At 59.3% G+C, this 25,300-nt stretch carries 24 protein-coding genes; 13 read left to right on the top strand and 11 right to left on the bottom strand.

Annotated features, from left to right (window positions below):
• Window positions 1–43: 43 nt before the first annotated feature.
• Window positions 44–166 (top strand): hypothetical protein, encoded by a 123-nt coding sequence (locus KB892_RS15650; RefSeq protein ID WP_009484243.1) that lies wholly within the window; start codon window positions 44–46, stop codon window positions 164–166.
• A gap of 52 nt (window positions 167–218) precedes the next feature.
• On the opposite strand, the gene KB892_RS15645 is transcribed toward KB892_RS15650, so the two are convergent.
• Together KB892_RS15645 and KB892_RS15640 are read right to left on the bottom strand one after the other, a co-directional pair.
• Window positions 219–854 carry a TetR/AcrR family transcriptional regulator gene (locus KB892_RS15645; RefSeq protein ID WP_002900785.1) on the bottom strand — a complete coding sequence of 212 codons (636 nt, stop codon included), beginning with the start codon at window positions 852–854 and terminating at the stop codon, window positions 219–221.
• The gene (locus KB892_RS15640) at window positions 851–1,006 is read right to left on the bottom strand and encodes a hypothetical protein (RefSeq protein WP_004147941.1); all 156 of its coding nucleotides are present in this window, start codon (window positions 1,004–1,006) and stop codon (window positions 851–853) included. The genes KB892_RS15645 and KB892_RS15640 overlap by 4 nt, the downstream gene beginning before the upstream one ends.
• Window positions 1,007–1,103: 97 nt before the next feature.
• Between KB892_RS15640 and bhsA the strand changes: the two genes are divergently transcribed.
• On the top strand, window positions 1,104–1,361 hold the full coding sequence (bhsA, locus tag KB892_RS15635) for a multiple stress resistance protein BhsA (protein ID WP_002900788.1): 258 nt from the start codon (window positions 1,104–1,106) through the stop codon (window positions 1,359–1,361).
• A 128-nt stretch (window positions 1,362–1,489) separates the two neighbouring features.
• Here bhsA and ldtC read toward each other — a convergent pair whose 3' ends face one another.
• Window positions 1,490–2,449: a L,D-transpeptidase LdtC gene (gene ldtC, locus KB892_RS15630; protein WP_002900790.1), complete on the bottom strand. Its 960-nt coding sequence runs from the start codon at window positions 2,447–2,449 to the stop codon at window positions 1,490–1,492.
• A 163-nt stretch (window positions 2,450–2,612) separates the two neighbouring features.
• Window positions 2,613–6,059: a transcription-repair coupling factor gene (gene mfd, locus KB892_RS15625; protein WP_002900792.1), complete on the bottom strand. Its 3,447-nt coding sequence runs from the start codon at window positions 6,057–6,059 to the stop codon at window positions 2,613–2,615.
• Between the two features lie 39 nt (window positions 6,060–6,098).
• Between mfd and KB892_RS15620 the strand changes: the two genes are divergently transcribed.
• The 9 genes from KB892_RS15620 (at window position 6,099) to KB892_RS15580 (ending at window position 15,342) form a co-directional block, all read left to right on the top strand.
• A complete protein-coding gene (locus KB892_RS15620; RefSeq protein WP_004140630.1) occupies window positions 6,099–6,230 on the top strand; it encodes a hypothetical protein in 132 nt (43 codons plus the stop codon).
• 133 nt (window positions 6,231–6,363) lie between these two features.
• Entirely contained in the window at window positions 6,364–7,563 is a 1,200-nt protein-coding gene (gene lolC, locus KB892_RS15615) for a lipoprotein-releasing ABC transporter permease subunit LolC (RefSeq protein ID WP_002900795.1), read from the top strand.
• A complete protein-coding gene (gene lolD, locus KB892_RS15610; protein WP_002900798.1) occupies window positions 7,556–8,257 on the top strand; it encodes a lipoprotein-releasing ABC transporter ATP-binding protein LolD in 702 nt (233 codons plus the stop codon). The genes lolC and lolD overlap by 8 nt, the downstream gene beginning before the upstream one ends.
• The gene (gene lolE / locus KB892_RS15605; RefSeq protein WP_002900801.1) at window positions 8,257–9,501 is read left to right on the top strand and encodes a lipoprotein-releasing ABC transporter permease subunit LolE; all 1,245 of its coding nucleotides are present in this window, start codon (window positions 8,257–8,259) and stop codon (window positions 9,499–9,501) included. The genes lolD and lolE overlap by 1 nt, the downstream gene beginning before the upstream one ends.
• Window positions 9,502–9,549: 48 nt before the next feature.
• Window positions 9,550–10,461, top strand: coding sequence for an N-acetylglucosamine kinase (gene nagK, locus KB892_RS15600; RefSeq protein ID WP_004150816.1), 912 nt, complete (start codon window positions 9,550–9,552; stop codon window positions 10,459–10,461).
• A gap of 14 nt (window positions 10,462–10,475) precedes the next feature.
• The gene (gene cobB, locus KB892_RS15595) at window positions 10,476–11,306 is read left to right on the top strand and encodes a Sir2 family NAD+-dependent deacetylase (protein ID WP_004176563.1); all 831 of its coding nucleotides are present in this window, start codon (window positions 10,476–10,478) and stop codon (window positions 11,304–11,306) included.
• A 90-nt stretch (window positions 11,307–11,396) separates the two neighbouring features.
• Complete coding sequence (locus KB892_RS15590; RefSeq protein WP_002900906.1) at window positions 11,397–11,741, top strand: hypothetical protein; 345 nt, start codon at window positions 11,397–11,399, stop codon at window positions 11,739–11,741.
• A gap of 251 nt (window positions 11,742–11,992) precedes the next feature.
• On the top strand, window positions 11,993–13,621 hold the full coding sequence (locus KB892_RS15585) for a long-chain fatty acid--CoA ligase (protein WP_004150815.1): 1,629 nt from the start codon (window positions 11,993–11,995) through the stop codon (window positions 13,619–13,621).
• Window positions 13,618–15,342, top strand: coding sequence for an aldehyde dehydrogenase family protein (locus KB892_RS15580; protein ID WP_004150814.1), 1,725 nt, complete (start codon window positions 13,618–13,620; stop codon window positions 15,340–15,342). The genes KB892_RS15585 and KB892_RS15580 overlap by 4 nt, the downstream gene beginning before the upstream one ends.
• 45 nt (window positions 15,343–15,387) lie before the next feature.
• Here the strand turns inward: KB892_RS15580 and potD are convergent, their stop codons facing one another.
• Genes potD through potA form a run of 4 tightly spaced genes read right to left on the bottom strand, consistent with a single transcriptional unit; the run spans window position 15,388 to window position 19,190 of the window.
• Window positions 15,388–16,434 (bottom strand): spermidine/putrescine ABC transporter substrate-binding protein PotD, encoded by a 1,047-nt coding sequence (potD, locus tag KB892_RS15575; protein WP_004140590.1) that lies wholly within the window; start codon window positions 16,432–16,434, stop codon window positions 15,388–15,390.
• A complete protein-coding gene (gene potC / locus KB892_RS15570) occupies window positions 16,431–17,216 on the bottom strand; it encodes a spermidine/putrescine ABC transporter permease PotC (RefSeq protein ID WP_004150813.1) in 786 nt (261 codons plus the stop codon). Before potC ends, potD begins: the two co-directional genes overlap by 4 nt.
• Complete coding sequence (potB, locus tag KB892_RS15565) at window positions 17,213–18,070, bottom strand: spermidine/putrescine ABC transporter permease PotB (protein WP_004150812.1); 858 nt, start codon at window positions 18,068–18,070, stop codon at window positions 17,213–17,215. The genes potC and potB overlap by 4 nt, the downstream gene beginning before the upstream one ends.
• Window positions 18,054–19,190 (bottom strand): spermidine/putrescine ABC transporter ATP-binding protein PotA, encoded by a 1,137-nt coding sequence (gene potA, locus KB892_RS15560; protein ID WP_004150811.1) that lies wholly within the window; start codon window positions 19,188–19,190, stop codon window positions 18,054–18,056. The genes potB and potA overlap by 17 nt, the downstream gene beginning before the upstream one ends.
• Before the next feature lie 258 nt (window positions 19,191–19,448).
• Here potA and pepT point away from each other — a divergent pair, with 258 nt between their 5' ends.
• Entirely contained in the window at window positions 19,449–20,681 is a 1,233-nt protein-coding gene (pepT, locus tag KB892_RS15555; RefSeq protein WP_004150810.1) for a peptidase T, read from the top strand.
• A 139-nt stretch (window positions 20,682–20,820) separates the two neighbouring features.
• Here pepT and KB892_RS15550 read toward each other — a convergent pair whose 3' ends face one another.
• The 3 genes from KB892_RS15550 to phoP all read right to left on the bottom strand — a co-directional run bounded on the left by KB892_RS15550 (window position 20,821) and on the right by phoP (window position 24,165).
• A complete protein-coding gene (locus KB892_RS15550; protein ID WP_004150809.1) occupies window positions 20,821–21,942 on the bottom strand; it encodes a ribosomal protein uL16 3-hydroxylase in 1,122 nt (373 codons plus the stop codon).
• 85 nt (window positions 21,943–22,027) lie between these two features.
• Window positions 22,028–23,494, bottom strand: a complete 1,467-nt coding sequence (phoQ, locus tag KB892_RS15545) for a two-component system sensor histidine kinase PhoQ (protein ID WP_004147969.1) — start codon at window positions 23,492–23,494, stop codon at window positions 22,028–22,030.
• Window positions 23,494–24,165, bottom strand: coding sequence for a two-component system response regulator PhoP (gene phoP / locus KB892_RS15540; RefSeq protein WP_004150807.1), 672 nt, complete (start codon window positions 24,163–24,165; stop codon window positions 23,494–23,496). Before phoP ends, phoQ begins: the two co-directional genes overlap by 1 nt.
• 283 nt (window positions 24,166–24,448) lie before the next feature.
• Between phoP and KB892_RS15535 the strand changes: the two genes are divergently transcribed.
• The gene (locus tag KB892_RS15535) at window positions 24,449–25,255 is read left to right on the top strand and encodes an AraC family transcriptional regulator (protein ID WP_004150806.1); all 807 of its coding nucleotides are present in this window, start codon (window positions 24,449–24,451) and stop codon (window positions 25,253–25,255) included.
• The last annotated feature ends 45 nt before the right edge of the window (window positions 25,256–25,300 follow it).

Raw genomic sequence — 25,300 nt, 5'->3', positions numbered from 1 at the left:
CTTTGTCGTTGTTATGGGCCGGCGTCGGCCGGTATTCGTTACAATGCGAAACATCTGGAAAAACTCAAAAAAGGATTTTGCACATAATGAATATCGCAATCAATATCATTTGCGTTTATCTTGCGCGAGAAAAGATAATAAAAATCAATCTATTTTGTGGGGATAAAGCCAACAGGAGAGCGGATCCGGCGGCAGAATACCGCCGGAAGCAGGGCGCATCAGGACTCGAGGACCTGCGGCCAGAGACGGAGAGTGGTATCGGTGATTTGCATCAGCTTGTCGAAATCCGCGCCTTCCCGGGCGCTAATCGACATCCCCTGCAGAACGCAGTTAAGAAATTGCGCCAGCTGCGCGACATCGCGGCCCGCGGGCAGTTCGCCCTGCGCCTGCCGCTGCTGCAGAAACTGGGTTAGCGCCTGCTCCTGCATCGCATGGCGGGATTTGATGGTATTGGCGATATCCGTCGAGGAGGCGGCCAACGCGGGGGAGGTATTGATGATAAAGCAGCCGGCCGGCGTCTCTTTGCTGGTAAAGCAGGTGGCGACCGCCGTGAAGTAGTCACGCAACGCGCGATCGACGGATTTTCCCTCGGCAAACAGCACGGCTTCGTGCTTCGCGGCAAAGCGCGAAATGTAACGATCCAACACTGCGCGGAATAGGCCTTCTTTATTCACAAATTCCGCATACAGGGTGGGGGCTTTTGCTCCTGTCGCCTCGACCAGATCGGCGAGCGAGGTCGCCTCATAGCCGTGCTGCCAGAAGAGTGTCATGGCTTTGTCCAGCGCCGCATCCCTGTCGAACACCTTCGGTCGGCCACGGCTTTTTTTGGCGCAACTTTGAACGTCAGTTGTCATGGTGCCGTTGTACCTATGTTGGTTTGGTGAAAGGCCATTATAAAAATAAACGATCGCCGGGGCCAGCGCTGTCGGTTTAAAAATAAATAATTCATATATGTATGAAATTTAAGCATTTTATAAATAGTTAAACGATCGTTATAAAAATGCATTGACGTGTGATATAGATCACATTATTATTTACCTATCGATCGTTAAGTTAATGCTTGCGACCCTACTATAAAATTCATCTGCACAGGTATAATAATCATGAAAACCGTTAATACTCTGGCTATTGCCGCCGTTTTAAGTTCCCTTTCTTTCGCCAGCTTTGCCGCTGTAGAGGTGCAGTCCACCCCTGCAGGACAGCATAAAGTAGGCACCATCTCTGCTTCTGCCGGGACTAACCTGGGCTCGCTGGAAGACCAGCTGGCGCAGAAAGCGGATGAGATGGGCGCCACTTCATACCGTATTACTTCGGTAACCGGTCCGAATACCCTTCACGGTACCGCCGTTATCTACAAGTAAGCCCGATGCGTCGCTGCCCGGCCCCCTTCACCGGACGGCGATGAGTAAGACCCTGTTGTACCCCTGTTTGACCCTTGCCAACAAAAAACCCGCCATCAGGCGGGTTTTTTGTTTTATGCAGCGTAAGACTACAGCGACTGCGGTCCAGGCTCAGCATGACGGGTGACGTCAATCGGCATGCCCGAGCGATAATTCATCGCGCGCTCCATCACCGTCCCGTCGGTCTGCGGCGCCTGTTTGAACGCAGTCATGGCCGCATTAAGCGTAATGGGCAGGGTCTGCGGGTCGTCATCGATATGCTCAGACAGCGGCTGATGGACCTCAACCAGACGGCGGCCATCCGGCTCAACCGACGCCTTGATCGGCGTGTTGATAATGTTCACCTTCGTGCCCGGCGAGATAGTGTTGTACAGCGCCTTGATATCGTTATCGCGCAGACGAATGCAGCCGGAACTGACGCGCATACCGATGCCGAAATCGGCATTGGTGCCGTGCAGGAGATAGACTCCGCCATAGGCGGCGAGGCGGATGGCGTGATGGCCCATCGGATTGTCAGGACCAGCAGGCACTACCGCCGGCAGCTCAATCCCCATAGCCTTGTAGCGCGCGCGAATGTTGGCGGTAGGTGTCCAGGTCGGATTGGCCCGTTTGTCGGACACGGTTGTGACCATCGTCGGTGTGATGGTGGTTCCGCCCAGCTGGCCGATGCCGATTGGGTAGACGGTCACTTCATTTTTGCCCGGCGGGTAATAGTAGAGGCGCAGTTCGGCGAGGTTTATCACCAGCCCTTCGCGCGGCGCATCGGGCAGCAGCGTCTGCAGGGGGATGGTCAGCACGCTGCCGGCGCGCGGAACATAGGGGTCAACCCCGGGATTGGCCTGCAGCAGGGCCAGGAAGCCGACATTGTACTTCTTGGCAATCGCTTCCAGCGAACCGCCGTCATCCTGTACCACATGAAACTGATTCTGACCCACCAGCCGGCTGCCCGGCGGGGGAAGGGGCCAGGTGTTAGCGCGCGCGGGGAGGGCCAGCGCGGCGACTAACGCGACTAGCGTCAGCCAAAGCGTCACGGGGAAACGGTTTCTCATTACCATAACTCCAAAATATGTAAGTGGTTATTTTTATACGAAAAGCAGATGAGATTATGGCGTGAGTCTGTGTGGGGAAATCCAGGCGGATTGCAAAATGTTTGTAAAGATTGCGAGGTATGTGGGAAGGGAGATACGGCAGTGGGGCCGTATCTCCTGCCAGTCAGGCGACGGCGTTCTCTTCCAGCTGGCGCATAAACTGGCGAACCCAGTCCATCCGCGTTTTACGCTCCTCCAGGTCCTGCATGAACTTCAGGCGCGTGGGACCGTCCAGGCGGAAGTGCTGGGGCTGCTTCTGCAGCAGGCCGATCAGCCACACCGGATTGACGTTGTTTTTCTCGTTAAATTCGATCACGCCGCCTTTTTCGTTGCTTTCCAGCTTGCGGATCCCTAACTTTTGCGCCTGCTGACGCAGACGGGCGATATCCAGCAGGTTGCGGACGGCATCGGGCAGGCGGCCAAAACGATCGATCAGCTCGACTTTGATCTCCTCCAGATCCTGTTCGTTTTTGGCGCTGGCAATGCGCTTATAGAATGACAGGCGCGTATTGACGTCAGGGATGAAATCATCAGGCAGCAGGGAAGGCATGCGCAGTTCAACCTCCGTCTGCTGACTGGTGAGATCTTCCAGCGAGGGTTCACGCCCGGCTTTCAGCGCATCGACTGCGTTCTCCAGCAGCTCCATATACAGGGAGAAACCGATGGTTTCCATCTGACCGCTCTGATCTTCCCCAAGCAGTTCCCCGGCCCCGCGAATCTCCAGATCGTGGGTTGCCAGCGCAAAGCCGGCGCCGAGATCCTCCAGCGACGCAATGGCCTCGAGGCGCTTTTGCGCATCGGTGGTCATCGCTTTCGGATGCGGCGTCAGCAGCCAGGCATAGGCCTGGTGATGCGAACGGCCAACGCGGCCGCGCAGTTGGTGCAGCTGGGCGAGGCCAAAATGGTCGGCGCGTTCGATGATGATGGTGTTGGCGGTGGGAATGTCGATCCCGGTTTCGATGATGGTGGTGCACACCAGCACATTGAAGCGTTGGTGATGGAAGTCATTCATCACCCGCTCCAGTTCGCGCTCCCTCATCTGACCGTGACCGATGGCGATCCGCGCCTCCGGCACCAGCTCCGCCAGCTTGTCGGCGGCTTTCTGGATGTTCTCAACGTCATTAAACAGATAGTAGACCTGGCCGCCGCGCAGCGTTTCGCGCAGGATCGCCTCGCGCACCACCAGGGCGTCATATTCGCGAACGAAGGTCTTCACCGCCAGGCGGCGCGCCGGCGGCGTGGCGATGATCGACAGATCGCGCATCCCGCTCATCGCCATGTTCAGCGTCCGCGGGATCGGCGTGGCGGTGAGGGTCAGAATATCGACATCGGCGCGCATCGCTTTGATGCGCTCTTTATGCCGCACGCCAAACCGGTGCTCTTCGTCGACGATCAGCAGCCCGAGATCGCGCAGCTTCACCTCGCTCTGCAGCAGCTTGTGGGTGCCGATCAAGATATCGATTTTGCCTTCCGCGGCCTGCTCGAGGATCTGCGCCTGCTCTTTAGCGCTGCGGAAGCGGGAGAGCATTTCGATGCGTACCGGCCAGTTGGCGAAACGATCGCGGAAATTGTCATAGTGCTGCTGAGCCAGCAGGGTGGTCGGCACCAGCACCGCCACCTGCTTGTGGTTCTCCACGGCGAGGAAGGCGGCGCGCATGGCCACTTCGGTCTTGCCGAAGCCCACATCGCCGCATACCAGGCGGTCCATGGCCAGCGGCTGGCACATATCGCTGAGGACGGCGTTGATCGCCTGCGCCTGATCCGGCGTGGTTTCAAATGGGAAGCCGTCGCAGAACAGCTGATACTGTTCGCGGTCGTGTTTAAAGGCAAAACCCGCCTTCGCCGCGCGCTGGGCATAGATATCCAGCAGCTCGGCCGCCACGTCGCGTACTTTCTCAGCCGCTTTTTGTCGCGCCCGGGTCCAGGCATCGCCGCCCAGCTTGTGCAGGGGGGCGTTTTCTTCCGCCCCGCCGGCGTAGCGGCTGATAAGATGCAGGGACGATACCGGAACGTATAGCTTGGCATCGTTGGCGTAGGTCAGCATCAGATATTCGCCGGTGATGCCGCCGGCTTCCAGGGTAGTCATGCCCGCGTAGCGGCCCACGCCGTGTTCCAGGTGAACGACCGGCTGGCCGATATGCAGTTCGGCGAGGTTGCGAATCAGAGTGTCAGGGTTAATGGTGCGTCGCGAATCCTGACGACGGCGCGCCACCCGCTCGCCGAGCAGGTCGCTCTCGCAAATCAGCGCCAGGCCGCGCTGGCTGTCGATAAACCCGTGCTCGGCGGCGCCAATCATCAGATAGCGGCCGTTGCCGGTGGCTTCCTCCAGACGCAGCACATGTTTTGGCGCAACTTTAATCCGCGCCAGCATTTCGCTCAGCGCTTCACGGCGGCCTTCGCTTTCCACCGAGAAGATCACCGGACCGGTAAAGGACTCGAGGAAGCGGCGCAGATTATCCAGCGGCGCTTTGTTCTGCGCCTGGACGGCGAGGTCCGGCAGCGTCTGGTAGCCCAGATTAGTATTCGCCGCTTTGTCCGCCAGACGTTCGGTTTTCAGCTGCACGCGCGGCCATTTTTTCAGTTCGCTGAATAGCTCATCGCTGCGCAGCCACAGCAGCTCAGGCGGCAGGAGCGGGCGCATCGGGTCGACGCCGCGGTTTTCAAAGCGGGCGCGGGCTTCATTCTGGAATCGTTCCGCGCTGGCCTCGAGATCGCCGGTGTTGACGATCAGCGTGCTGGCCGGGAAATAGCTGAATAACGGCGGCAGCGGCTCGCTGAAGAACAGCGGTTGCCAGTATTCGATACCGGCAGGTAGCGTCCCTTTACTGACCTGCTGATAGATGTGCTCGGCATCGCGCTTCACCTCAAAGCGGTCGCGCCACTGGCTGCGGAACAGCTCAATAGCGGTCTGGTCGGTGGGGAACTCGTGCGCCGGCAGCAGGTTAATGGCCGCCACTTCCTCCAGCGTGCGCTGGCTGTCAACGTCGAACAGGCGCAGGCTGTCGATTTCATCGTCAAAGAAATCAAGGCGGTAGGGCTGATCGCTACCCATCGGGAACAGGTCGAGCAACGCGCCGCGGGTAGTATATTCGCCGTGCTCCATCACCTGATCGACATGGCGGTAGCCGGCCCCCTCCAGCTGATCGCGCAGCGCATCGCGCGACAGGCGCTGGCCCTTTTTCATCACCAGCGCGTGGCCGTGAAGGAAGCTGTGCGGACAGACGCGCTGCATCAGGGTGCTGACCGGGACGATCAGTACGCCGCGCTGCATGGTGGGTAACTGGTAAAGGGTGGCAAGACGGGAGGAGATGATGTCCTGATGCGGCGAGAAGCTGTCGTAAGGGAGCGTTTCCCAGTCCGCCAGCCCCATCACCATGCTGTCGGTAAACTGCCTGATCTCGTCGTTCAGACGCAGCGCGTTTTGCATGTCAGGCGCCACCAGCACCACCGGGCCGTTGTGGCGTTCGGCCATCTCCGCCACCAAAGTGGCGCAGGCTGCGCCGGTCAACTCGCCAAGCTGGCGCTGATCGCCGGCTTTGACCGGCAATGAGTATCGATATTGTTCAGGCATAGACGGTTTCATGATCTCTTAGGGATTCGCTCTGCCGATATGGAGGGCAACTCGCTGATATTCAATAGTGAGATTATCCGCGATTGGTCTGGATTCGCCAACCCGAATTGCCATCGCGTGTTGGGTGAAGAAAGGTCAGCGCTGTCGATAAGCGTAAAGATAAATAAGTAAGTACTTATCTATCCGTTTGTATTTACTTGGTTTTTAGGTTTATTGCTAATAAAGTCGTCATGTATCAGTCGTTTACGCTGCCCCTAATCGCTTATATACTCGGGCATCGGCTATCAGCAACCAGATGGATGACATGTACCAACCTGCCGCACTCTTTATCGGCCTACGCTATATGCGCGGGCGCGCAGCCGACCGCTTCGGTCGTTTCGTCTCCTGGCTCTCAACTATCGGTATTACGCTTGGCGTAATGGCGCTGGTGACGGTCCTGTCGGTGATGAACGGCTTTGAACGCGAGCTGCAAAACAACATCCTGGGGCTGATGCCACAGGCCATTCTTAGCGCCAAACAGGGTTCGGTGAACCCTCAGCAACTGCCGGAGCGCGAAGCGAAACTTAATGGGGTAACCCGCGTAGCGCCGATCACCACCGGCGACGTGGTGCTGCAGAGCGCGCGCAGCGTGGCGGTCGGGGTTATGCTGGGCATTGATCCGGCGCAGAACGATCCTCTGACTCCATACCTGGTGAACGTCAAACAGAGCGATCTGCAGGCGGGCAAATATAACGTTATTCTCGGCGAGCAGCTGGCGGGCCAGCTGGGGGTTAATCGCGGCGATAAAATTCGCGTGATGGTTCCTTCCGCGAGTCAGTTTACGCCGATGGGCCGCGTGCCGAGCCAGCGTCTGTTCACGGTCATCGGCACCTTCGCCGCCAACAGCGAAGTCGATGGCTATCAGATGCTGACCAACATCGACGACGCCTCCCGTCTGATGCGCTATCCGCTGGGGAATATCACCGGCTGGCGCCTGTGGCTGGATCAACCGCTGCAGGTCGACACCCTGAGTCAGCAGACGCTGCCGCCGGGAACTCAGTGGCAGGACTGGCGCGAGCGCAAGGGCGAACTGTTCCAGGCGGTGCGCATGGAGAAAAATATGATGGGCCTGCTGCTGAGCCTGATCGTCGCCGTCGCGGCCTTCAACATTATTACCTCGCTGGGGATGATGGTGATGGAGAAGCAGGGCGAAGTGGCGATCCTCCAGACCCAGGGGCTGACGCCGCGGCAGATTATGGCCGTCTTTATGGTGCAGGGGGCCAGCGCCGGGATCGTCGGCGCGCTGCTGGGAGCGGTGCTTGGCGCCCTGTTGGCCAGCCAGCTGAATAATTTAATGCCGATCATCGGCGCCTTCCTTGACGGCGCGGCGCTGCCGGTGGCGATTGAGCCGCTGCAGGTCATTGTTATCGCCCTGGTGGCGATGGTGCTGGCCCTGTTGTCTACGTTGTACCCTTCCTGGCGCGCTGCCGCCACCCAACCCGCTGAGGCTTTACGTTATGAATAAGATCCTGCTGCAATGCGACAACCTGTGCAAACGCTATCAGGAAGGCAATGTGCAAACCGATGTCCTGCACAATGTCAGCTTCAGCATTGGTGAAGGCGAGATGATGGCTATCGTCGGCACCTCCGGCTCTGGCAAAAGTACGCTGCTGCATCTGCTCGGCGGCCTGGATACGCCCACCTCTGGCGACGTGATTTTCTCCGGTCAGCCGATGAGCAAGCTATCCACCGCCGCGCGCGCCGACCTGCGTAACCGCGAGCTGGGCTTTATCTATCAGTTCCACCATCTGCTGCCGGACTTTAGCGCACTGGAAAACGTGGCGATGCCGCTGCTGATTGGCAAAAAGAAGCCGGCGGATATTGAACGCCAGGCGAAAGCGATGCTGCAGGCGGTCGGGCTTGAACACCGCAGCCATCACCGTCCGTCGGAGCTCTCCGGCGGCGAGCGCCAGCGGGTGGCGATTGCCCGCGCGCTGGTGAATAAACCGCGGCTGGTGCTGGCGGACGAGCCAACCGGTAACCTCGACGCTCGCAACGCCGACAGCATCTTCCAGCTGCTGGGCGAACTGAACGTCGCGCAGCGCACCGCGTTTCTGGTGGTGACCCACGACCTGCAGCTGGCGAAGCGCATGAGCCGCCAGCTGGAGATGCGCGATGGCCGTCTGACCGCCGACCTGACCCTGATGGGGGCCGAGTAATGGCGTCTCCGTTATCGTTACTGATTGCATTGCGTTTCAGCCGCGGCCGGCGGCGCGGCGGCATGGTGTCGCTGATCTCGGTGATCTCCACCATCGGCATTGCGCTGGGGGTGGCGGTGCTGATCGTCGGCCTCAGCGCGATGAACGGCTTTGAGCGCGAGCTGAATAACCGCGTGCTGGCGGTGGTACCGCATGGCGAGATCGAACCCGTGAATCAGCCGTGGAATAACTGGCAGGAAGCGCTGGCGAAGGTGCAGAAGGTGAAGGGGATTGTCGCGGCAGCGCCCTATATTAACTTCACCGGTCTGGTGGAGAGCGGCAGCAATATGCGCGCCATCCAGGTGAAAGGCGTCGACCCGCAGCAGGAGAGCCAGCTCAGCGCGCTGCCTACCTTTGTGCAGAATAACGCGTGGGCCGGATTCAAGGCTGGCGAACAGCAGGTGATTCTGGGTAAAGGAGTCGCCGATGCCCTGCACGTGAAGCAGGGGGACTGGGTGTCGATCATGATCCCTAATGCCGACGCCGACCATCAGCTGCTGCAGCCAAAACGCGTCAGGCTGCATGTGACCGGAATTTTACAGCTGAGCGGCCAGCTCGATCATAGTTTTGCCATGATCCCGATGCAGGATGCGCAGCAGTATCTGGAGATGGGCAGCAGCGTGACCGGCATCGCCATCAAGGTCACCGACGTTTTCCATGCTAACAAGCTGGTACGCGACGCCGGCGAGGTGACCAATAGCTACGTCTACATCAAGAGCTGGATCGGCACCTATGGCTATATGTATCGCGACATCCAGATGATCCGCGCCATTATGTACCTGGCGATGGTGCTGGTGATCGGCGTGGCCTGCTTTAACATCGTCTCGACGCTGGTGATGGCGGTCAAAGACAAAAGCGGCGATATTGCGGTGCTGCGCACGCTTGGCGCAAAAGACGGCTTAATTCGCGCGATTTTCGTGTGGTATGGTTTATTAGCCGGATCGGTAGGCAGCCTGTTTGGGGTGGTGATCGGCGTGATCTGCGCGTTGAACCTGACGTCGATCATCAACGGCATCGAATACCTGATTGGGCATAAATTCCTCTCCGGCGACATCTATTTTATTGACTTCCTGCCGTCAGAATTGCACTGGCTGGACGTCTTTTATGTGCTGGTGACAGCACTGTTGCTGAGTTTGCTGGCCAGCTGGTATCCCGCCCGCCGCGCCAGCCGCATCGACCCGGCGAGGGTGCTGAGTGGCCAGTAATTTATCGTCATCGTCGGCCTGGCTGACGACAAAAGAGGAATTGCTGAAATGTATTATGGATTTGACATTGGCGGCAGCAAGATAGCGCTGGGCGTATTTAATCAGGAGCGGCGACTGCAGTGGGAAAAACGCGTCGCCACGCCGAAAAGTAGTTATGAGGATTTTCTCCAGGCGGTAGAGGCGCTGGTCCGCGAGGCCGATGATCGCTTCGACCAGCAGGGTTCGGTCGGGATCGGTATTCCGGGAATGCCGGAAACGGCGGACGGCACGCTGTATGCCGCTAACGTGCCAGCCGCCAGCGGCCGGCCGCTGCGCGCTGACCTCAGCGCGCGGCTGGGGCGCGAGGTGCGTCTCGATAATGACGCCAACTGTTTCGCGCTGTCGGAAGCGTGGGACGATGAGTTTACGCAATACCCGCTGGTGATGGGATTGATCCTCGGCACCGGCGTGGGCGGCGGCCTGGTGTTGAACGGTAAATCGATTACCGGACATAGCTATATCACCGGCGAGTTCGGTCATATTCGCCTGCCGGTGGATGCCCTGGAGGTGGTTGGGCGCGATTTTCCGCTGCTGCGCTGCGGCTGCGGCCAGCTGGGCTGTATTGAAAATTATCTCTCCGGTCGCGGTTTCGCCTGGCTGTACGAACATTTTTATCAGCAACCGCTCTCCTCGCCGGAGATTGTGGCGCAGTGGCAGCAGCACGATCCGCGCGCGCAGGCGCACGTTGAGCGCTATCTCGATCTGCTGGCGGTGTGTCTGGGGAATATACTGACCATTGTCGACCCGGATTTGCTGGTGCTCGGCGGTGGATTATCTAACTTTACGGCCCTTAGCGAAGGGCTGGCGCAACGATTGCCGCGCCATCTTCTGCCGGTCGCCAGGGTTCCGCGCATTGAGCGCGCGCGCCACGGCGATGCCGGGGGAATGCGCGGTGCGGCCTTCCTTCACCTGACCCATTAATCACAGAGGTAGCTATGCAGTCGCGCCGTTTACATCGATTGAGCCGTTTTCGTCGCAATAAACGTCGGTTGCGTGACCGTCTGCGTCAGCGGATTTTCTTTAGGGAGGACAGGATGAAGCCTGAAGCGATGGCAAAACCGAGAGTGGTGGTGTTAACCGGCGCGGGCATCTCGGCAGAGTCGGGGATCAAAACCTTCCGCGCGGCCGATGGCCTGTGGGAAGAGCATCGGGTGGAAGATGTGGCGACGCCGGAAGGCTTCGCCCGCGATCCGGCGCTGGTGCAGGCGTTCTACAACGCCCGTCGTCGTCAGCTGCAGAGTCCGGAAATCGCGCCGAACGCGGCGCATCTGGCGCTGGCGCGTCTGGAGGATCTGCTGGGCGACCATTTTCTGCTGGTCACCCAGAATATTGATAATCTGCACGAGCGCGCCGGCAACCGCCGGGTGATCCATATGCACGGCGAGCTGCTAAAGGTGCGCTGTTCGTGGAGCGGCCAGGTGCTGGAGTGGACCGGCGACGTCACCGCCGAGGACAAGTGCCACTGCTGCCAGTTCCCGGCGGCGCTGCGCCCGCACGTGGTCTGGTTTGGCGAAATGCCGCTGGGGATGGATGAGATCTACAGCGCGCTGGCCGACGCAGATATTTTTATCGCCATCGGCACCTCCGGCCATGTCTATCCGGCGGCTGGCTTTGTGCACGAGGCGCGACTGCACGGCGCCCATACCGTTGAACTGAACCTGGAGCCCAGCCAGGTGGGCAGCGAGTTTGCCGAGAAGCACTACGGGCTGGCAAGCGAAGTGGTACCCGCCTTTATCGATAAGCTGCTACAGGAAAACGCGCTGTAAACTGAAGCCGCCTGCCGGTAGCCAGGGCGCAGCCCACGGCCGCCGGCAGCGCTGCTGACAAGGATGTCACGTCATGACAGGAGTCAGACCATGCATAATCCGCTGGTTATCGAAGCGATCATGTTGATCGCGGCCATTATCGTTGGCGTCTGGAGCCAGCGCGCTTTACCGCTACACGCCGATAGCCGACCGATCCTCTTCCTGCTATGTCTGTTCCTCGGCACTGGCAGCGCGTTGTGCCTGCTGCTGGATATCTTAGCTCTGCTGTTGACCGGTCAGGTCGCGACGGGCGGTGTGCGAATATACGGTCCGTTGCTGCTGCTGGTGGTGCTGTGGAAACCTCTCAACTGGGTTGTCGGCATCATTGAAGATTTTGTGCAGCGGCGAGCCGAAAAAGGGAAGGGCAAAGGCCAGCACGACGGCGGTCAACGCTGATCGTTTTCCGCTGCGCCACGCACGCTATCGCCCGGCCCGGAGTCGGGCGATACGCTCTCTGAGTAATGATCTTCCGGTCATGAGTTTGTCTTTTCCTTTCTGAACCATTTCCCACTCTATTTTGTGCGTGACCGCTGATTTCTGTACGTTTTTTTGTGCAGACCGGCAAATGTAGACCAGATTCAATAGGCGCCCGCACGATCGCGCCGCGCCCCTCGATTCCGCCGGACGTCTGTAAAGGAGACCCCGCCATGCCGTCACCGATGATTTATCAGGATCTCACCACTGCCGCGCTGCTCGGCCATGCGGCGCAGTATCACAGCGAGACCGAGATTGTCTCGGTGAGTACTGGCGGTGAGAAGGAGCGCAGCTGCTGGGGGGAGGTGGCCAGCCGTGCTCAGCGGCTGGCATCGGCGCTGGCGTCGCTGGGGCTGCCGCCGGGCGCCCGCTGCGCCACGCTGGCATGGAACAACCGCCGCCATCTGGAGATCTATTTTGCCGTCTCCTCCGGCGGCTGGGTGACGCACACCGTCAATCCGCGGCTGTCGGTTGACCATCTGCGGTATATCCTCAACGACGCTGCCGATGAAGTGCTGTTTTTTGACCAGACCTTTTTGCCGCTGGTAGCGCAGCTGCTGCCGCAGCTGCCGACGGTGAAACACGTCGTGCTGATGGAGTCCCGCAGCGAAGCGGCGCTCAGCCAGCTGCCCTCATTGCTGTTTTATGACGATCTGTTGCAGCAGGGGATGGCAGACTATCGCTGGCCGCAGCTCAATGAACTGACTCCGGCTTCGCTCTGTTACACCTCGGGAACCACCGGCCGGCCGAAAGGGGTATTGAACACCCATCGTTCGCTGGTCCTGCACGCCCTGAGCGGCAACCAGCCGGACGCCGCCGGCATATCGGCGAAGGACAGCCTGTTGCCGGTGGTGCCGATGTTCCATGTCAACGCGTGGGGGACGCCGTTTATCGCCGCCATGGTCGGCGCGCGGCTGGTGCTGCCGGGGCCGCACCTCGATGGCGACAGCCTGCTGCAGCTGCTGGCCGCCGAGAAGGTGACGGTGGGGTTTGGCGTGCCGGTGATCTGGGCCGGCTTGCTGGCGGCGATGCGCCGGACAGAGGTCCGGCTGCCTGAATTTAAACGTGCGCTGGTCGGCGGCTCCGCGCTGCCGCCGTCGATGGCCGAGGCCTTTCAGCGTGATTACGGCATTGCACTGACCCACGCCTGGGGAATGACCGAAACATCGCCCATCGGCACCATCAACACACCGTTGAGCAAACATGACGCGCTCCCGGCACAGGAGCAGCAAAAGCAGTGCGCCGGTCAGGGGCGGCCCATTTTCGGCATCGAACTGCAGGTGGTGGACGTGGATGGCGAACCGTTGCCCCGGGATGGTCAAAGCCAGGGGTATCTGCAGGTCAGAGGGCACTGGGTGGTAGAGCAATACTATGGTCAGGACGCGAGCGCCCTGACCGCGGCAGGCTGGTTTGATACCGGTGATATCGGTACGCTCGACGCCAATGGTTATCTGGTGATCAGCGATCGGGCAAAGGATATTATCAAGTCCGGTGGCGAGTGGATCTCCACCGTTGAGCTGGAGAATATCGCCATCGCGCATCCGGGGGTGCGCAGCGCAGCGGCCATCGCCGCCCGCCATCCGCGCTGGGACGAGCGGCCGGTGCTGCTGTGCGTCCGTGCGGAAGGGGGCGAAGTGGAGGAGACCGATCTGCTGAGCTGGTTTGAGAAGCGGGTGCCTAAATGGCAGATCCCGGACCGGGTGATATTTGTCGATGCGCTGCCGGTCAGCGCCACGGGTAAGGTGCTCAAAAATCAGCTGCGCCAGGCCTACGGAGAGATTTTAATGAGTGAGGGAAAATGAGCCATGCGCGACCCGGTCTGACGACCTGTTCTCAGTATGATGCGGCCCTGCACGCCTTGTCGGCGGCGCGCCAGCGCTGGGCGGAAACCTCAGTGAACCGTCGTCTGGCGCTCCTGCGCCAGATCAAGGATGCCCTGGCCGGCATTGCCCCGGCGTGGGTGGCCGCGGCAGCGGCGGCCAAAGGGTTGCCGGCGGGCGATCCGCTGGCGGGGGAGGAGTGGCTGGCGGGCCCCTGCGCGCAAATGGTCGGCTGCAACGGGCTTATCGCCACCCTGGAGCAACTGGAGGAGAAGACCTTTCTGCGGCGGATCCCACTGCGGACGCTGGCGGACGGCCGCCTGGCGCTGCGGGTGGTGCCCGGCACGCTCTGGGATCGGCTGCTTCTGTCTGGTGTTCGCGCTGAGATATGGATGCAGCCAGGCGTCACCCGGGCCCATCTCGACCGCTATGCGGCGCGGGCATACGACATCCCGCCTGCCGCGCGGCAGGGCAAGCTGGCGCTGGTGCTTGGCGCCGGCAATGTGGCCTCGATTGCGCCACTGGATGTGCTACACAAGCTGTTTATTGAGAATCAGGTCTGCCTGCTGAAGCTCAATCCGGTGAATGATTATCTGCACGATCTGCTGGCCCAGGCCCTGGCGCCGGTGATTGCCATGGATGCGCTCCGCATCGTCACCGGCGACGCCCGGGCGGGAGCGTGGCTGACTACCCATCCCGCTGTCGATGAGATCCATATCACTGGCTCCCGCGAGACCCATGACGTCATCGTCTGGGGCGAGGGTGAGACGGCTCGCCAGCGTCGGGCCGCCGGGACGCCGCTGAACCCGCGTCGGGTGACCTCGGAGCTGGGCGGCGTCAGCCCCACCATTATCGTACCCGGGCCGTGGAGCGAGGCGGACATCGCTTTTCAGGCGCAGCAGCTGGCGACGCAGAAGATGAACAACGGCGGGTTTAACTGCGTGGCCAGCCAGGTGCTGATCCTGCAGCAAGGCTGGGAGCCTGCGACGGCCTTGCTGAATCAGCTGTACCGACTGATCGCCGCGAATACCCGCCCGGACTACTACCCCGGCGCTGAAAACCGGCTGACCGACTTTCGCCTGCGCGCCCGTCAGCCGCTGGAGATAGCCCGCGGTGACGCGCTACCGTTGATTGTGGCGAATACCGACGATCATCCCGGGTTCTGCCAGCAGGAGGTCTTTGGCCCGGGGCTGTCGGTCACCCGTCTTGAGGCCGATAGTGCGGAAAGCTTTCTGCGCCAGGCGATCGGCTATGCGAATCAGCGGCTGCAGGGCACGCTGGGGGCCAATATTGTGATCCACCCGCGCACCCGCAAAGCGATTGGACGTAAGCGTTTTAATGCGCTGATTGCCGAGCTGCGCTACGGCACGGTGGCGATCAACTGCTGGAGCGGGGTGGCCTTCCTGTTAGCCCCTTGCCCGTGGGGGGCGTTTCCCGGCCACACGCTCGACGATATTCAGAGCGGGCGGGGCAAGGTGCATAACAGCTTTATGCTGGAGAAAACCGAGCGCACGGTGATTGAGGCGCCGTTTCGGCCGTTTCCGCGTAGTCTTTGGCATGGCGAACTGACGCTGATGCCCCTGCCGCCCTGGTTCATCACCCACCGGGGGCAGGAAGCGGTGGCGCAGCGGCTGGTGGATTTTTACCATCGGCCGCGCTGGCGCAAATTGCCGGCGCTCCTCTGGCGCGCGCTGCGGGGCTAAGGTGAGAGCAAAAAAAAGGCGGAACCGCGGTTCCGCCCTGCGGGATTAACGGCCCGCTTTCAGCTTCTGGTAATACTCTTCATAAATGGCGCTGGCGCTGCCGACGTCATTCTGCCATTCGCCTTTCTCAATGGTTGCGGCGTCCGGATAGAGCGATTTATCGTTGGCCACTGCCGGGCTGAGCATCTTGCGCGCCGCAAGGTTCGGCGTCGGATAACCGATGGTTTCAGCGACCTGTTTGGCGACATCCGGGCGCAGCAGGAAGTTAATCAGCTTCAGCGCGCCGTCGACGTTTTTGGCGTTCGCCGGGATCGACAGGCTGTCCATCCAGAAGATGCCGCCCTCTTTCGGCCAGATCACTTCCAGCGGAGTACCTGCCTGGCGGGCGACGTAAGCCGAGCCGTTCCATACCATCCCGAGGTTCACTTCGCCTTCCATATACGGGTTCGCCGGGTTATCAGAGTTAAACGCTGCGACGTTGGGCATCAGCTTTTTCAGCTCGTTATAGGCGGCTTCAATCTCTTTCGGGTCGGTGGTGTTGCCGGAATAGCCCAGCTTACGCAGCGCCATCTGGAACACTTCGCGCGCGTCGTCGGTCAGCAGCAGGCTGCTTTTGTATTCCGGCTTCCACAGGTCGGCCCAGCTGGTGATAGTTTTCGGGTCAATCGCCTCGCTGTTGACGCCGATGGCCGTCGCCCCCCAGATATAGGGGATGGAGTAGTCGTTATTCGGATCGAACGGTTTATTCAGCATCTGCGGATCGAGGTTGCTGAAGTTAGTCAGCTTGCTCTTATCGATCTTCTGCAGCATGCCTTCTTTGCGCATCTTGTCGACAAAGTAGGTCGACGGGACGACCAGGTCGTACGCGCCGTCTTTATAGGTTTTGAGCTTGGCGTACATGGTTTCGTTCGACTCGTAGGTCGAATAGATAACCTTGATGCCGGTCTCTTTGGTGAACTGCTCCAGCAGGCCCGGCGGCACATACTCGGTCCAGTTATAGAAATAGAGCGTTTTGCTATCGTCCGCGTGCGCAGCGCCCATGCCGATTGCCAGAGCGCTCGCCGCGAGCAGGTGGCGTGACCATTTTTTCATTTTAACGTCCCCTGAGTTTTATCACGTGCAATTAACTGACTGGCGATGACCATCACCAGCGACAGAACCAACAAAATCGTGGCCAGGGCGTTCACCTCTGGCGAAACGCCAACCTTGACCATCGAATAGATCTTCAGTGGCAGGATTTCATACCCCGGACCGGTCACGAACGAGGAGACTACCACGTCATCCATCGACAGGGTGAAGCTCAGCAACCACCCAGCGGCTACCGCCGGCAGGGCCAGCGGCAGGATAATTTTGCGCAGGATGGTCATCTCGCTGGCGCCCAGATCTTTCGCCGCCTCCAGCATCCGCACGTCAAAGCCTTTCAGGCGGGAGTAAACGGTGACCACCACAAACGGCAGGCAGAAGGTGATATGCGAAAACAGCAGCGACCAGAAACCAAGCTGGACGCCGATCAGCATAAACAGCACCAGCAGAGAGATGGCCATCACAATATCTGGCGACATCATCACCACAAACAGCATGCCGCTGACAAACGGTTTGCCGCGAAAGCGGTAACGGTACAGCGCCACGGCGGTCAGCGAGCCGATAAGGGTGGCGAAGGTCGCCGACAGCACCGCCATGGTCAGCGAGTGCTGGGCGGCCTGCAGCAGGCTATCGTTGTTCATCAGCAGGCTATACCAGTCGGTGGTGAACCCCTGCCAGTTGATGCCGAAGCGCGACCGGTTAAACGAGTTAACGATCAGAATAATAATAGGGATGTAGAGATACGCGTAGATGGCGGTCATAAAGCCGCCGCGCAGCAGTCGACCGATCATTCCAGCTCCACCTTTTTATTCAGCAGGCGCGCCGCGCGCCAGTAAATCAACAGCATCAGGCCCATCACCAGGGTTAAGGTAATGCTGGTTGCCGCGCCGAACGGCCAGTCGCGGATATTGAGGAACTGGCTTTTGATCACGTTGCCGATCAGCAGGTTCTTGGCGCCGCCCATCAGGTCGGAAACGTAGAACAACCCCATCGCCGGCAGCATCACCAGCAGACAGCCGGCGATGATCCCCGGCATAGTCAGCGGGATGATAATGCGAATAAAGGTCTGCAGCTTGCTGGCGCCGAGATCTTTCGCCGCTTCCAGCAGCGGGCGATCCAGTTTCTCAATGCTGGAGTAGAGCGGCATCACCATAAACGGCAGCAGGATGTACACCAGGCCGATGATCACCGCCGAGGGGGTGAACATAATGCGTATCGGGGTGTCGATCACCCCCAGCCACAGCAGAAACTCGTTCAGGTAACCTTTAGTGCTGAGGAAAATCTTCAGCCCGTAGATGCGGATCAACGAGTTGGTCCAAAAAGGGACGATCAGCAGGAACAGCAGCAGGGGCCGTACCTTCTGCGGCAGCCGGGCGAGGAACCACGCAAACGGATAGCCCAGCGCCAGGCAGGCGAGGGTCGCCAGTAGCGCCATGTTTAGCGAATGCAGCAGAACGTCATAATAGAGCGGATCCAGTAGCCGCGAATAGTTATCCAGCGTGAAGACCAGTTTGACGAAGTTGGCATCGTCGCGGGTCAAAAAGCTGGTGGCGATGATCATCAGGTTGGGCAGGAAGACAAACAGCACCAGCCAACCGACGATAGTGGCGATCACCACATTCTGGAATTTACTGGTGTTCTTCATCGGCCAGCACCACCTCCCAGCTTTCCACCCAATTGATAGACATTTTCTGGTCAAGAGAGTGGTCGAAATCCGGGTCGTCTTCGTTAAAGAACTCGCTGACCATCACCATTTTGCCGTTCTCCAGTTCCACCACCGACTCCAGAGTCATGCCTTTATAGTTGCGCTCGCGGACATAGCCGATCAGGCCATCGGCGTCGCTGTTATGGTGGATCTCGTCGACGCGCAGATCTTCCGGGCGCAGCAGGACATGCAGACGCTGGCCGGCCTCCACGGCAAAATTGACGGTGATGTTGCATTCCCGTCCTTCAACGCTGGCGCGCACGCGCTGTTCGTCGAGACGTTCAATTACCGTGGCGTCAAAGATATTGATCTCGCCGATAAAGCTGGCGACAAACAGGTTCTTCGGCTCTTCGTAGATCTCTCGCGGGGTGCCGTCCTGTTCGATTTTGCCATCACGCATCACCACGATGCGATCGGACATGGTCAGAGCCTCTTCCTGATCGTGGGTGACGAAGACGAAGGTGATCCCGAGCTTACGCTGCAGCGCTTTCAATTCGTTCTGCATCTGCTTGCGCAGCTTGTAATCCAGTGCCGAAAGAGACTCATCGAGCAGCAGCAGACGCGGTTTGTTGACCACCGCGCGGGCGATGGCCACGCGCTGCTGCTGGCCGCCGGAGAGCTGGTGTGGTTTGCGCTGGGCAAACGCCTCCAGCTGCACCATCTTTAAGGCATCCATCACCCGTGGGGTGATTTCCGCCGCCGGGGTTTTCTGCATCCGCAGGCCAAAGGCGACGTTCTCGAACACCGTCATATGCGGAAACAGGGCGTAGCTTTGGAATACGGTATTGACGTGGCGGTTTTCCGCCGGAACATGAGTGATATCGTGATCTTCGAGATGGATCCGTCCGCTGTCGACGTTTTCCAGGCCGGCAATAAGGCGCAGAACGGTGGTTTTACCGCAGCCAGAGGGGCCAAGCAGAGTGAGAAACTCACCATTGTTGATGGTCAGGTTAAGGTTGTCGATGACCGTTTTACCATCAAAGCTCTTGCGAATTCCCGCCAGATGCACCAGCGGCGAACGCGAACGCGGTTGTATATTCAATTTTTGACTCTGTCCCATGTAGACGCAACGGCAAATTTCCGGCCGCTGCGGGGTTTGTGATTAACCACCTTTGGGGTTGCACGTTTTTAATAAGGGCCAGCATTCTACGGCAAACGAGGGTAATCGCCAATCCTTGATACACCCGCATAGTCTACCTTTACACCATAACGTCGGTTCCGTTATTAAATTTCGCTTTACGGGCTAAAAATGACCTGACGCAATATTTGTCTTTTCTGGCTTATGAATAATGTTGTCACAAAAGAAGAGGGTGGCTACATGGATAAATTGCTTGAGCGTTTTTTGCAGTACGTTTCTTTGGACACGCAGTCAAAGCCTGGCGTTCGTCAGGTCCCCAGCACGGAAGGGCAGTGGAAGCTGTTACGCCTGTTGCAGGCGCAGCTGGAAGAAATGGGACTGGTCAAGGTAACGCTGAGTGAAAAAGGGACGGTAATGGGAACTTTGCCCGCTAACGTTGAGGGCGATATCCCGGCCATCGGTTTTATCTCCCACGTCGACACCTCCCCGGATTTCAGTGGTAAAAACGTTAATCCGCAGATTGTTGAAAACTATCGCGGCGGCGATATCGCGCTGGGTATCGGCGATGAGGTGCTCTCCCCGGTGATGTTCCCGGTTCTGCATCAGCTTTTGGGACAGACGCTGATCACCACCGACGGGAAAACGCTGCTCGGGGCGGACGACAAAGCCGGCATTGCCGAAATTATGACCGCGCTGGCGACCCTGCAGGCGAAAAATATTCCTCATGGCGATATCCGCGTGGCCTTCACCCCTGATGAAGAGGTGGGTAAAGGGGCGAAGCATTTCGACGTCGAGGCCTTTGACGCCCGCTGGGCCTATACCGTCGACGGCGGCGGGGTCGGCGAACTGGAGTTTGAAAACTTCAACGCCGCCTCGGTGACGATAAAAATTGTCGGTAATAACGTGCACCCCGGCACCGCGAAAGGGGTGATGGTCAACGCGCTGTCGCTGGCCGCGCGCATTCATGCCGAAGTACCGGCCGATGAAGCGCCGGAGACCACTGAAGGCTATGAAGGTTTTTATCACCTCACCAGCATGAAAGGCAGCGTCGATCGGGCCGAGATGCATTACATCATCCGCGATTTTGACCGTAAGCACTTCGAGGCGCGCAAGCGCAAGATGATGGAGATCGCCAAAAAGGTCGGCAAGGGACTGCACCCGGACTGTTATATTGAGCTGGTGATCGAGGACAGTTATTACAACATGCATGAGCAGGTGATCGCCCATCCGCACGTGGTCGATATTGCCCGCCAGGCGATGGTGGACTGCGATATTGAACCGCAGATGAAGCCGATCCGCGGCGGCACCGACGGCGCGCAGCTCTCATTTATGGGACTGCCGTGCCCAAACCTGTTTACCGGTGGCTACAACTATCACGGCAAACATGAGTTTGTCACCCTGGAAGGAATGGAGAAAGCGGTGCAGGTGATCGTGCGTATCGCCGAGCTGACGGCGGCACGCAAAGGGCATTAATCTTCTCAGGCGGCCCGGTAAGGCCGCGTGTCGGACAAGATGCCGGATGGCGGCTTCGCCTTATCCGGCCTACGGTCCAGCCGGTGAGCGCGGAACCCGTAGGCCCGGCAAGCGCGGCGCCGCCGGGCAGGATGATGGCTCAGTCGCCAAAGAACCAATAGCCGCTGTTGACCAGCGCTGCCAGCATGGCGAGGAAAGAAGGATCTTCCAGCGCATCGCCAAAATGGTCGGCGCGCAGCGTCAGATGGGTGGCTAAGGCGTCCAGCGCCGGACGGTGCGGGGAGTCGATCTTCTCGCCGTTAACGAATACCTCGCCGTCAATGCGCAGCACCCGCAGGCCGCCCAGGCGTTCCAGGGTATCGCCCTGCTGCAGGGCATCGTAAATCTCATCTGGCTGATACGGCGGCTCCGGCGGCGCGACGTCGAGCTCATGACGCGACTGGGTGATAAACTCGCCGAACCACTGCTTAAAGTGCTCCGGTTGGTTAATCAGACCCAGCATCATCTCGCGCAGGCGGTCGAGTTCGGTCGGTAAAATATCCGCCGGATGGTCGCGGGACGGCACGTCCGGATCGGCGTAGCGCTGGCTGCCCAGTTCGCGCTGGAGGACATAGTCGGCAAAGCCGCTAAACAGCTCGCGGGCATTCGGCGCGCGATAGCCGACCGAATAGTTAAGCGAGTTTTCCAGCGAATAACCCTCATGCGGGAATCCCGGCGGAATATAGAGAATATCGCCCGGCTCCATCTCTTCATCGATGATCGCCTCGAAGGGGTCAACCTGCAGCAGGTCCGGATGCGGGCAGTGCTGTTTCATCGGCACCTTTTCCCCAACGCGCCAGCGCCGACGGCCGGTGCCCTGAATGATAAACACATCATACTGATCCAGATGCGGGCCGACGCCGCCTCCCGGCACCGAGAAGGAGATCATCAGGTCGTCGATACGCCAGTCCGGCAGGGCACGGAACGGATGCATCAGCGCTGCGGACGGTTCATGCCAGTGGTTAACCGCCTGCACCAGCAGGGACCAGTTGTTTTCGCTCAGGTGATCGTAGCTTTCGAAAGGACCGTGACTGACCTGCCATTTTCCATCCTGATGGCTGACAAGGCGGCTATCGACCTCGCTCTCCATGGCCAGTCCTGCCAGTTCGTCCGGGCTTAGGGGGTCGATAAAATTGGCGAAGCCGCGCTTCAATACCACCGGCCGTTTTTGCCAGTAGCGTTCGATAAAGTCGGGCCAGTTAAGCGTTAATTGATAATCCATATTGATATTCCACTGCAGGTGTCTGACAGGGATTATAACGGATGCGGCGCCCTGGCGATGCAGGCGCCGTGAAAAATCTCAACGATTAACTCTGTTTATCTTCCATCTGCTGGCGGCCAAACACCACCTCCATGCAGGCGCCGCCGAGCAGGCTTTCCCCGGCGATGATCTCTCCATCATATTGTTCGACAATTTCACGCGCAACGGAGAGCCCTACCCCCTGGCCGGGACGCAGGGTATCAGCCCGCTGGCCGCGGTCGAAAACGGCCCGGCGCTGGCTCTGCGGGATCCCCGGCCCATCGTCTTCCACCAGGATGTGCAGATGGCTGTCGGTGGTCTGGCGCACGGAAACTTCCACGAACTCCAGGCAATACTTACAGGCGTTATCAAGAACGTTACCCATCACTTCCATAAAATCGTTCTGCTCGCCGACAAAAGTGATCTCCGGCGAGATGTCGAGCGAGATATTGACCCCTTTGCGCTGATAGACCTTGTTGAGAGCGGAAGTCAGGCTGTCAAGCAGGGGGGCGATCGGGTGTAATTCCCGGCTCAAGAGGGTGCCGCCGCTGCGCATGCTGGCGCGATGCAGGTAATAACCAATCTGCTGCGAGATGCGGCTTATCTGCTCCAGCATCACCGGCTCCGCCTCGTCGACGCTGATCTTCTCGCCGCGCAGCGAGCGCAGTGTACTCTGCATCACCGCCAGCGGCGTTTTCAGACTGTGAGTGAGATCGGTGAGGGTAGTGCGGTATTTGTCATAGCGTTCGCGCTCGCTGCGAACCAGGCGGTTGAGGTTGCTGACCAGCCGGGTCAGCTCGCGAGTGGTGTTGGGATTGAGCTTTTCGCGGTGATGTTCCTCCAGTTCGCGCACCTCTTTGGCCAGCGACTCAATGGGCCGCAGGCTCCACCAGGCGGCGACCCACAGCAGGGGGATCACCAGCAGCAGGTTGGCGGCCAGCACATAGACAAACCAGCTCCACACCATATAGCTGCGCTTGAGCTCCACCGGAATGGTGTCGACCACCACAATGCTGAGCTGAGGCATTTTGCTGGTGGCCGGGTAGAGGTTGATCGCCACCGAGTGGGTCATCTCAGAGTCGTCGCCCTGTTCGCGGATAGCGTCCAGCTGTTCCTGAATCTCATGGTTATTGCGCAACAGCATACTGCTGCTGTCGACATCGGCTTCAATCTCATGGAAGCCATTGCGTTTCAGCCATTCCGGTTGAATGCGTTTCGCCAGCCATGGAACATCACGCTGCGCCCACAGCAGTTTGCCCTGCTCATCGTAGATAAGGGTCACCGTCGGGCTTTCCATATTCAGGTTTTCCGGGATGTCGACGTCAATAGCGCCGTTTTCCCATCTCGCCAGCATATAAAAGAGATTGCTCTCGCCGCGCAGCAGGCGAAAGGTGGTTTTATCGAAGCTAACGCTATAGCCCACCAGGGCCACCATGCCGTAGGCCAGGGAGAGCACCAGCACCACCCCGGCGGTCGCCAGCAGGAAGCGAACCCGTAATGACAGCGGGAAGATATGCCGCAACAGTCCCTTCATCAGCGCAATTCGAACAGATAGCCCTGGCCGCGCACCGTGGTGATGACGTCCTGTGGGTATTCAGCCTGAATTTTCTTGCGCAGCCGACCCATCAGCACGTCGATGGTGTGGCTTTCTCGCAGTTCGGCATCCGGGTAAAGCTGGAGCATCAGCGAATCTTTGCTGACCACTTTGCCGCGGTTACGGATCAGGGTTTCCATAATGGTGTATTCAAAGGCGGTCAGCTTGATCGGCTGGTCATTCACCGACAGCTCGCGCCGGGAGAGGTCGACCTGGAACGGCGGCAGGGAGATCACCTGCGAGGCCAGACCGCTGTTACGGCGCAGCAGCGCCTGCATGCGGGCGGCAACCTCTTCAATATGGAAAGGCTTGGTGACGTAATCATCCGCCCCGGCGCTCAGCACTTCCACTTTATCCTGCCATCCTTCGCGGGCGGTCAGCACCAGCACCGGCAGCGACACGTCGTGGCTGCGCCAGCGGCGGATCAGTGATAAACCGTCTTCATCCGGCAGGCCGAGATCGACGATGGCGATATCCGGGAGATGTTCGCCCAGATAGTAGTCCGCTTCCCTGGCATCTTCCGCCGCATCGACCTGATGGCCCAGCTCCTGCAGCTGAACTTTGAGGTGGTGACGCAGCAGGGCATTATCCTCAACCACGAGTACGCGCATGGCTGTTCTCCCTAGCATTTTCGATAGTAGTCTGACGCTCATTATATACGCAAAATATAAACGGCTGTTAAATAAAGCTTTTTATAAAAAGGGCCCCTGGTGCCCCCGGGCTGGCCAGCATTCGGCGGCGCCCTTTGCGCATACTGCATGGAACTCCTTCATTCTATGCGTAATTTCAGTAAACGCCCAGCGGCAGGATGCGAACGGCGAGCGGGTTGGTGATGTTAATTTTTTGTGTAATAGTACTGGAATAACCCCTCAAGAACGTCGCAGGTTATCCATTATGTCTCAGCAGCAGAGCGCGGACTGGGTCAGGCTGGCGCAATCGCCCAGCCGGACGGAACGCATCGAAGCCTTCTTCGGCGGCCACGGCTACGAACCGCACCGGCATGATACCTACGCCATCGGCCAGACGATCGCCGGCGTGCAGAGCTTTCACTATCGCGGCGGACTCCAGCACAGCCTGCCCGGCGGAACGATGGTGCTTCATCCGGACGAAATACACGATGGCGAGGCGGGCACCGAGGCGGGGTTTCACTACCGTATGGTTTATATCGAACCGGCGCTGATCCAGAAGATACTCGGCGGCAGGCCACTACCGTTTATTCCCGGCGGCCTGTCGGCGGATCCGCGCCTGCGGTGCGCCGCGCTGCCGTTATTAAAAGCGGTCACGGACACCTTTGAGCCGCTGGAGGAAGAGGACGCCCTGTACGACCTGGCGCAGACCCTGGCCGTTGTCGGCGGCCAACGTTCCCGTCGCCAGGCGTTTGATTATCAGGCGGCGGAGAGGGCCCGGGAGTATATCCATGCCTGTTTTATGCAGGATATGACCCTCGACACCCTGTCGCAGGTCAGCGGCCGGGACCGCTGGAGCCTGAGCCGGGATTTCAGAACGCTGTACGGCACCAGCCCGTGGCGCTACGTCATGATGCGCCGGCTCGATTTTTGCCGCCAGCGGATGCGCGCCGGGGAACGTCTGGTGGATATTGCCGCCGACGCGGGCTTTGCCGATCAGAGCCACATGACGCGCCAGTTTATCAGCCGCTTTGGTCTCTCTCCGGGCCGCTGGCTGCGGGCGATCCGCGGCTAGCGCGGTTCAGGTTGCACAATCGTTCAAGCGTGACCGCGGCGAGGC

The organism is Klebsiella sp. P1927 (assembly GCF_018204675.1).
Taxonomy (GTDB): domain Bacteria; phylum Pseudomonadota; class Gammaproteobacteria; order Enterobacterales; family Enterobacteriaceae; genus Klebsiella; species Klebsiella pneumoniae.
This window is presented reverse-complemented; position numbering and strand designations above follow the sequence as displayed.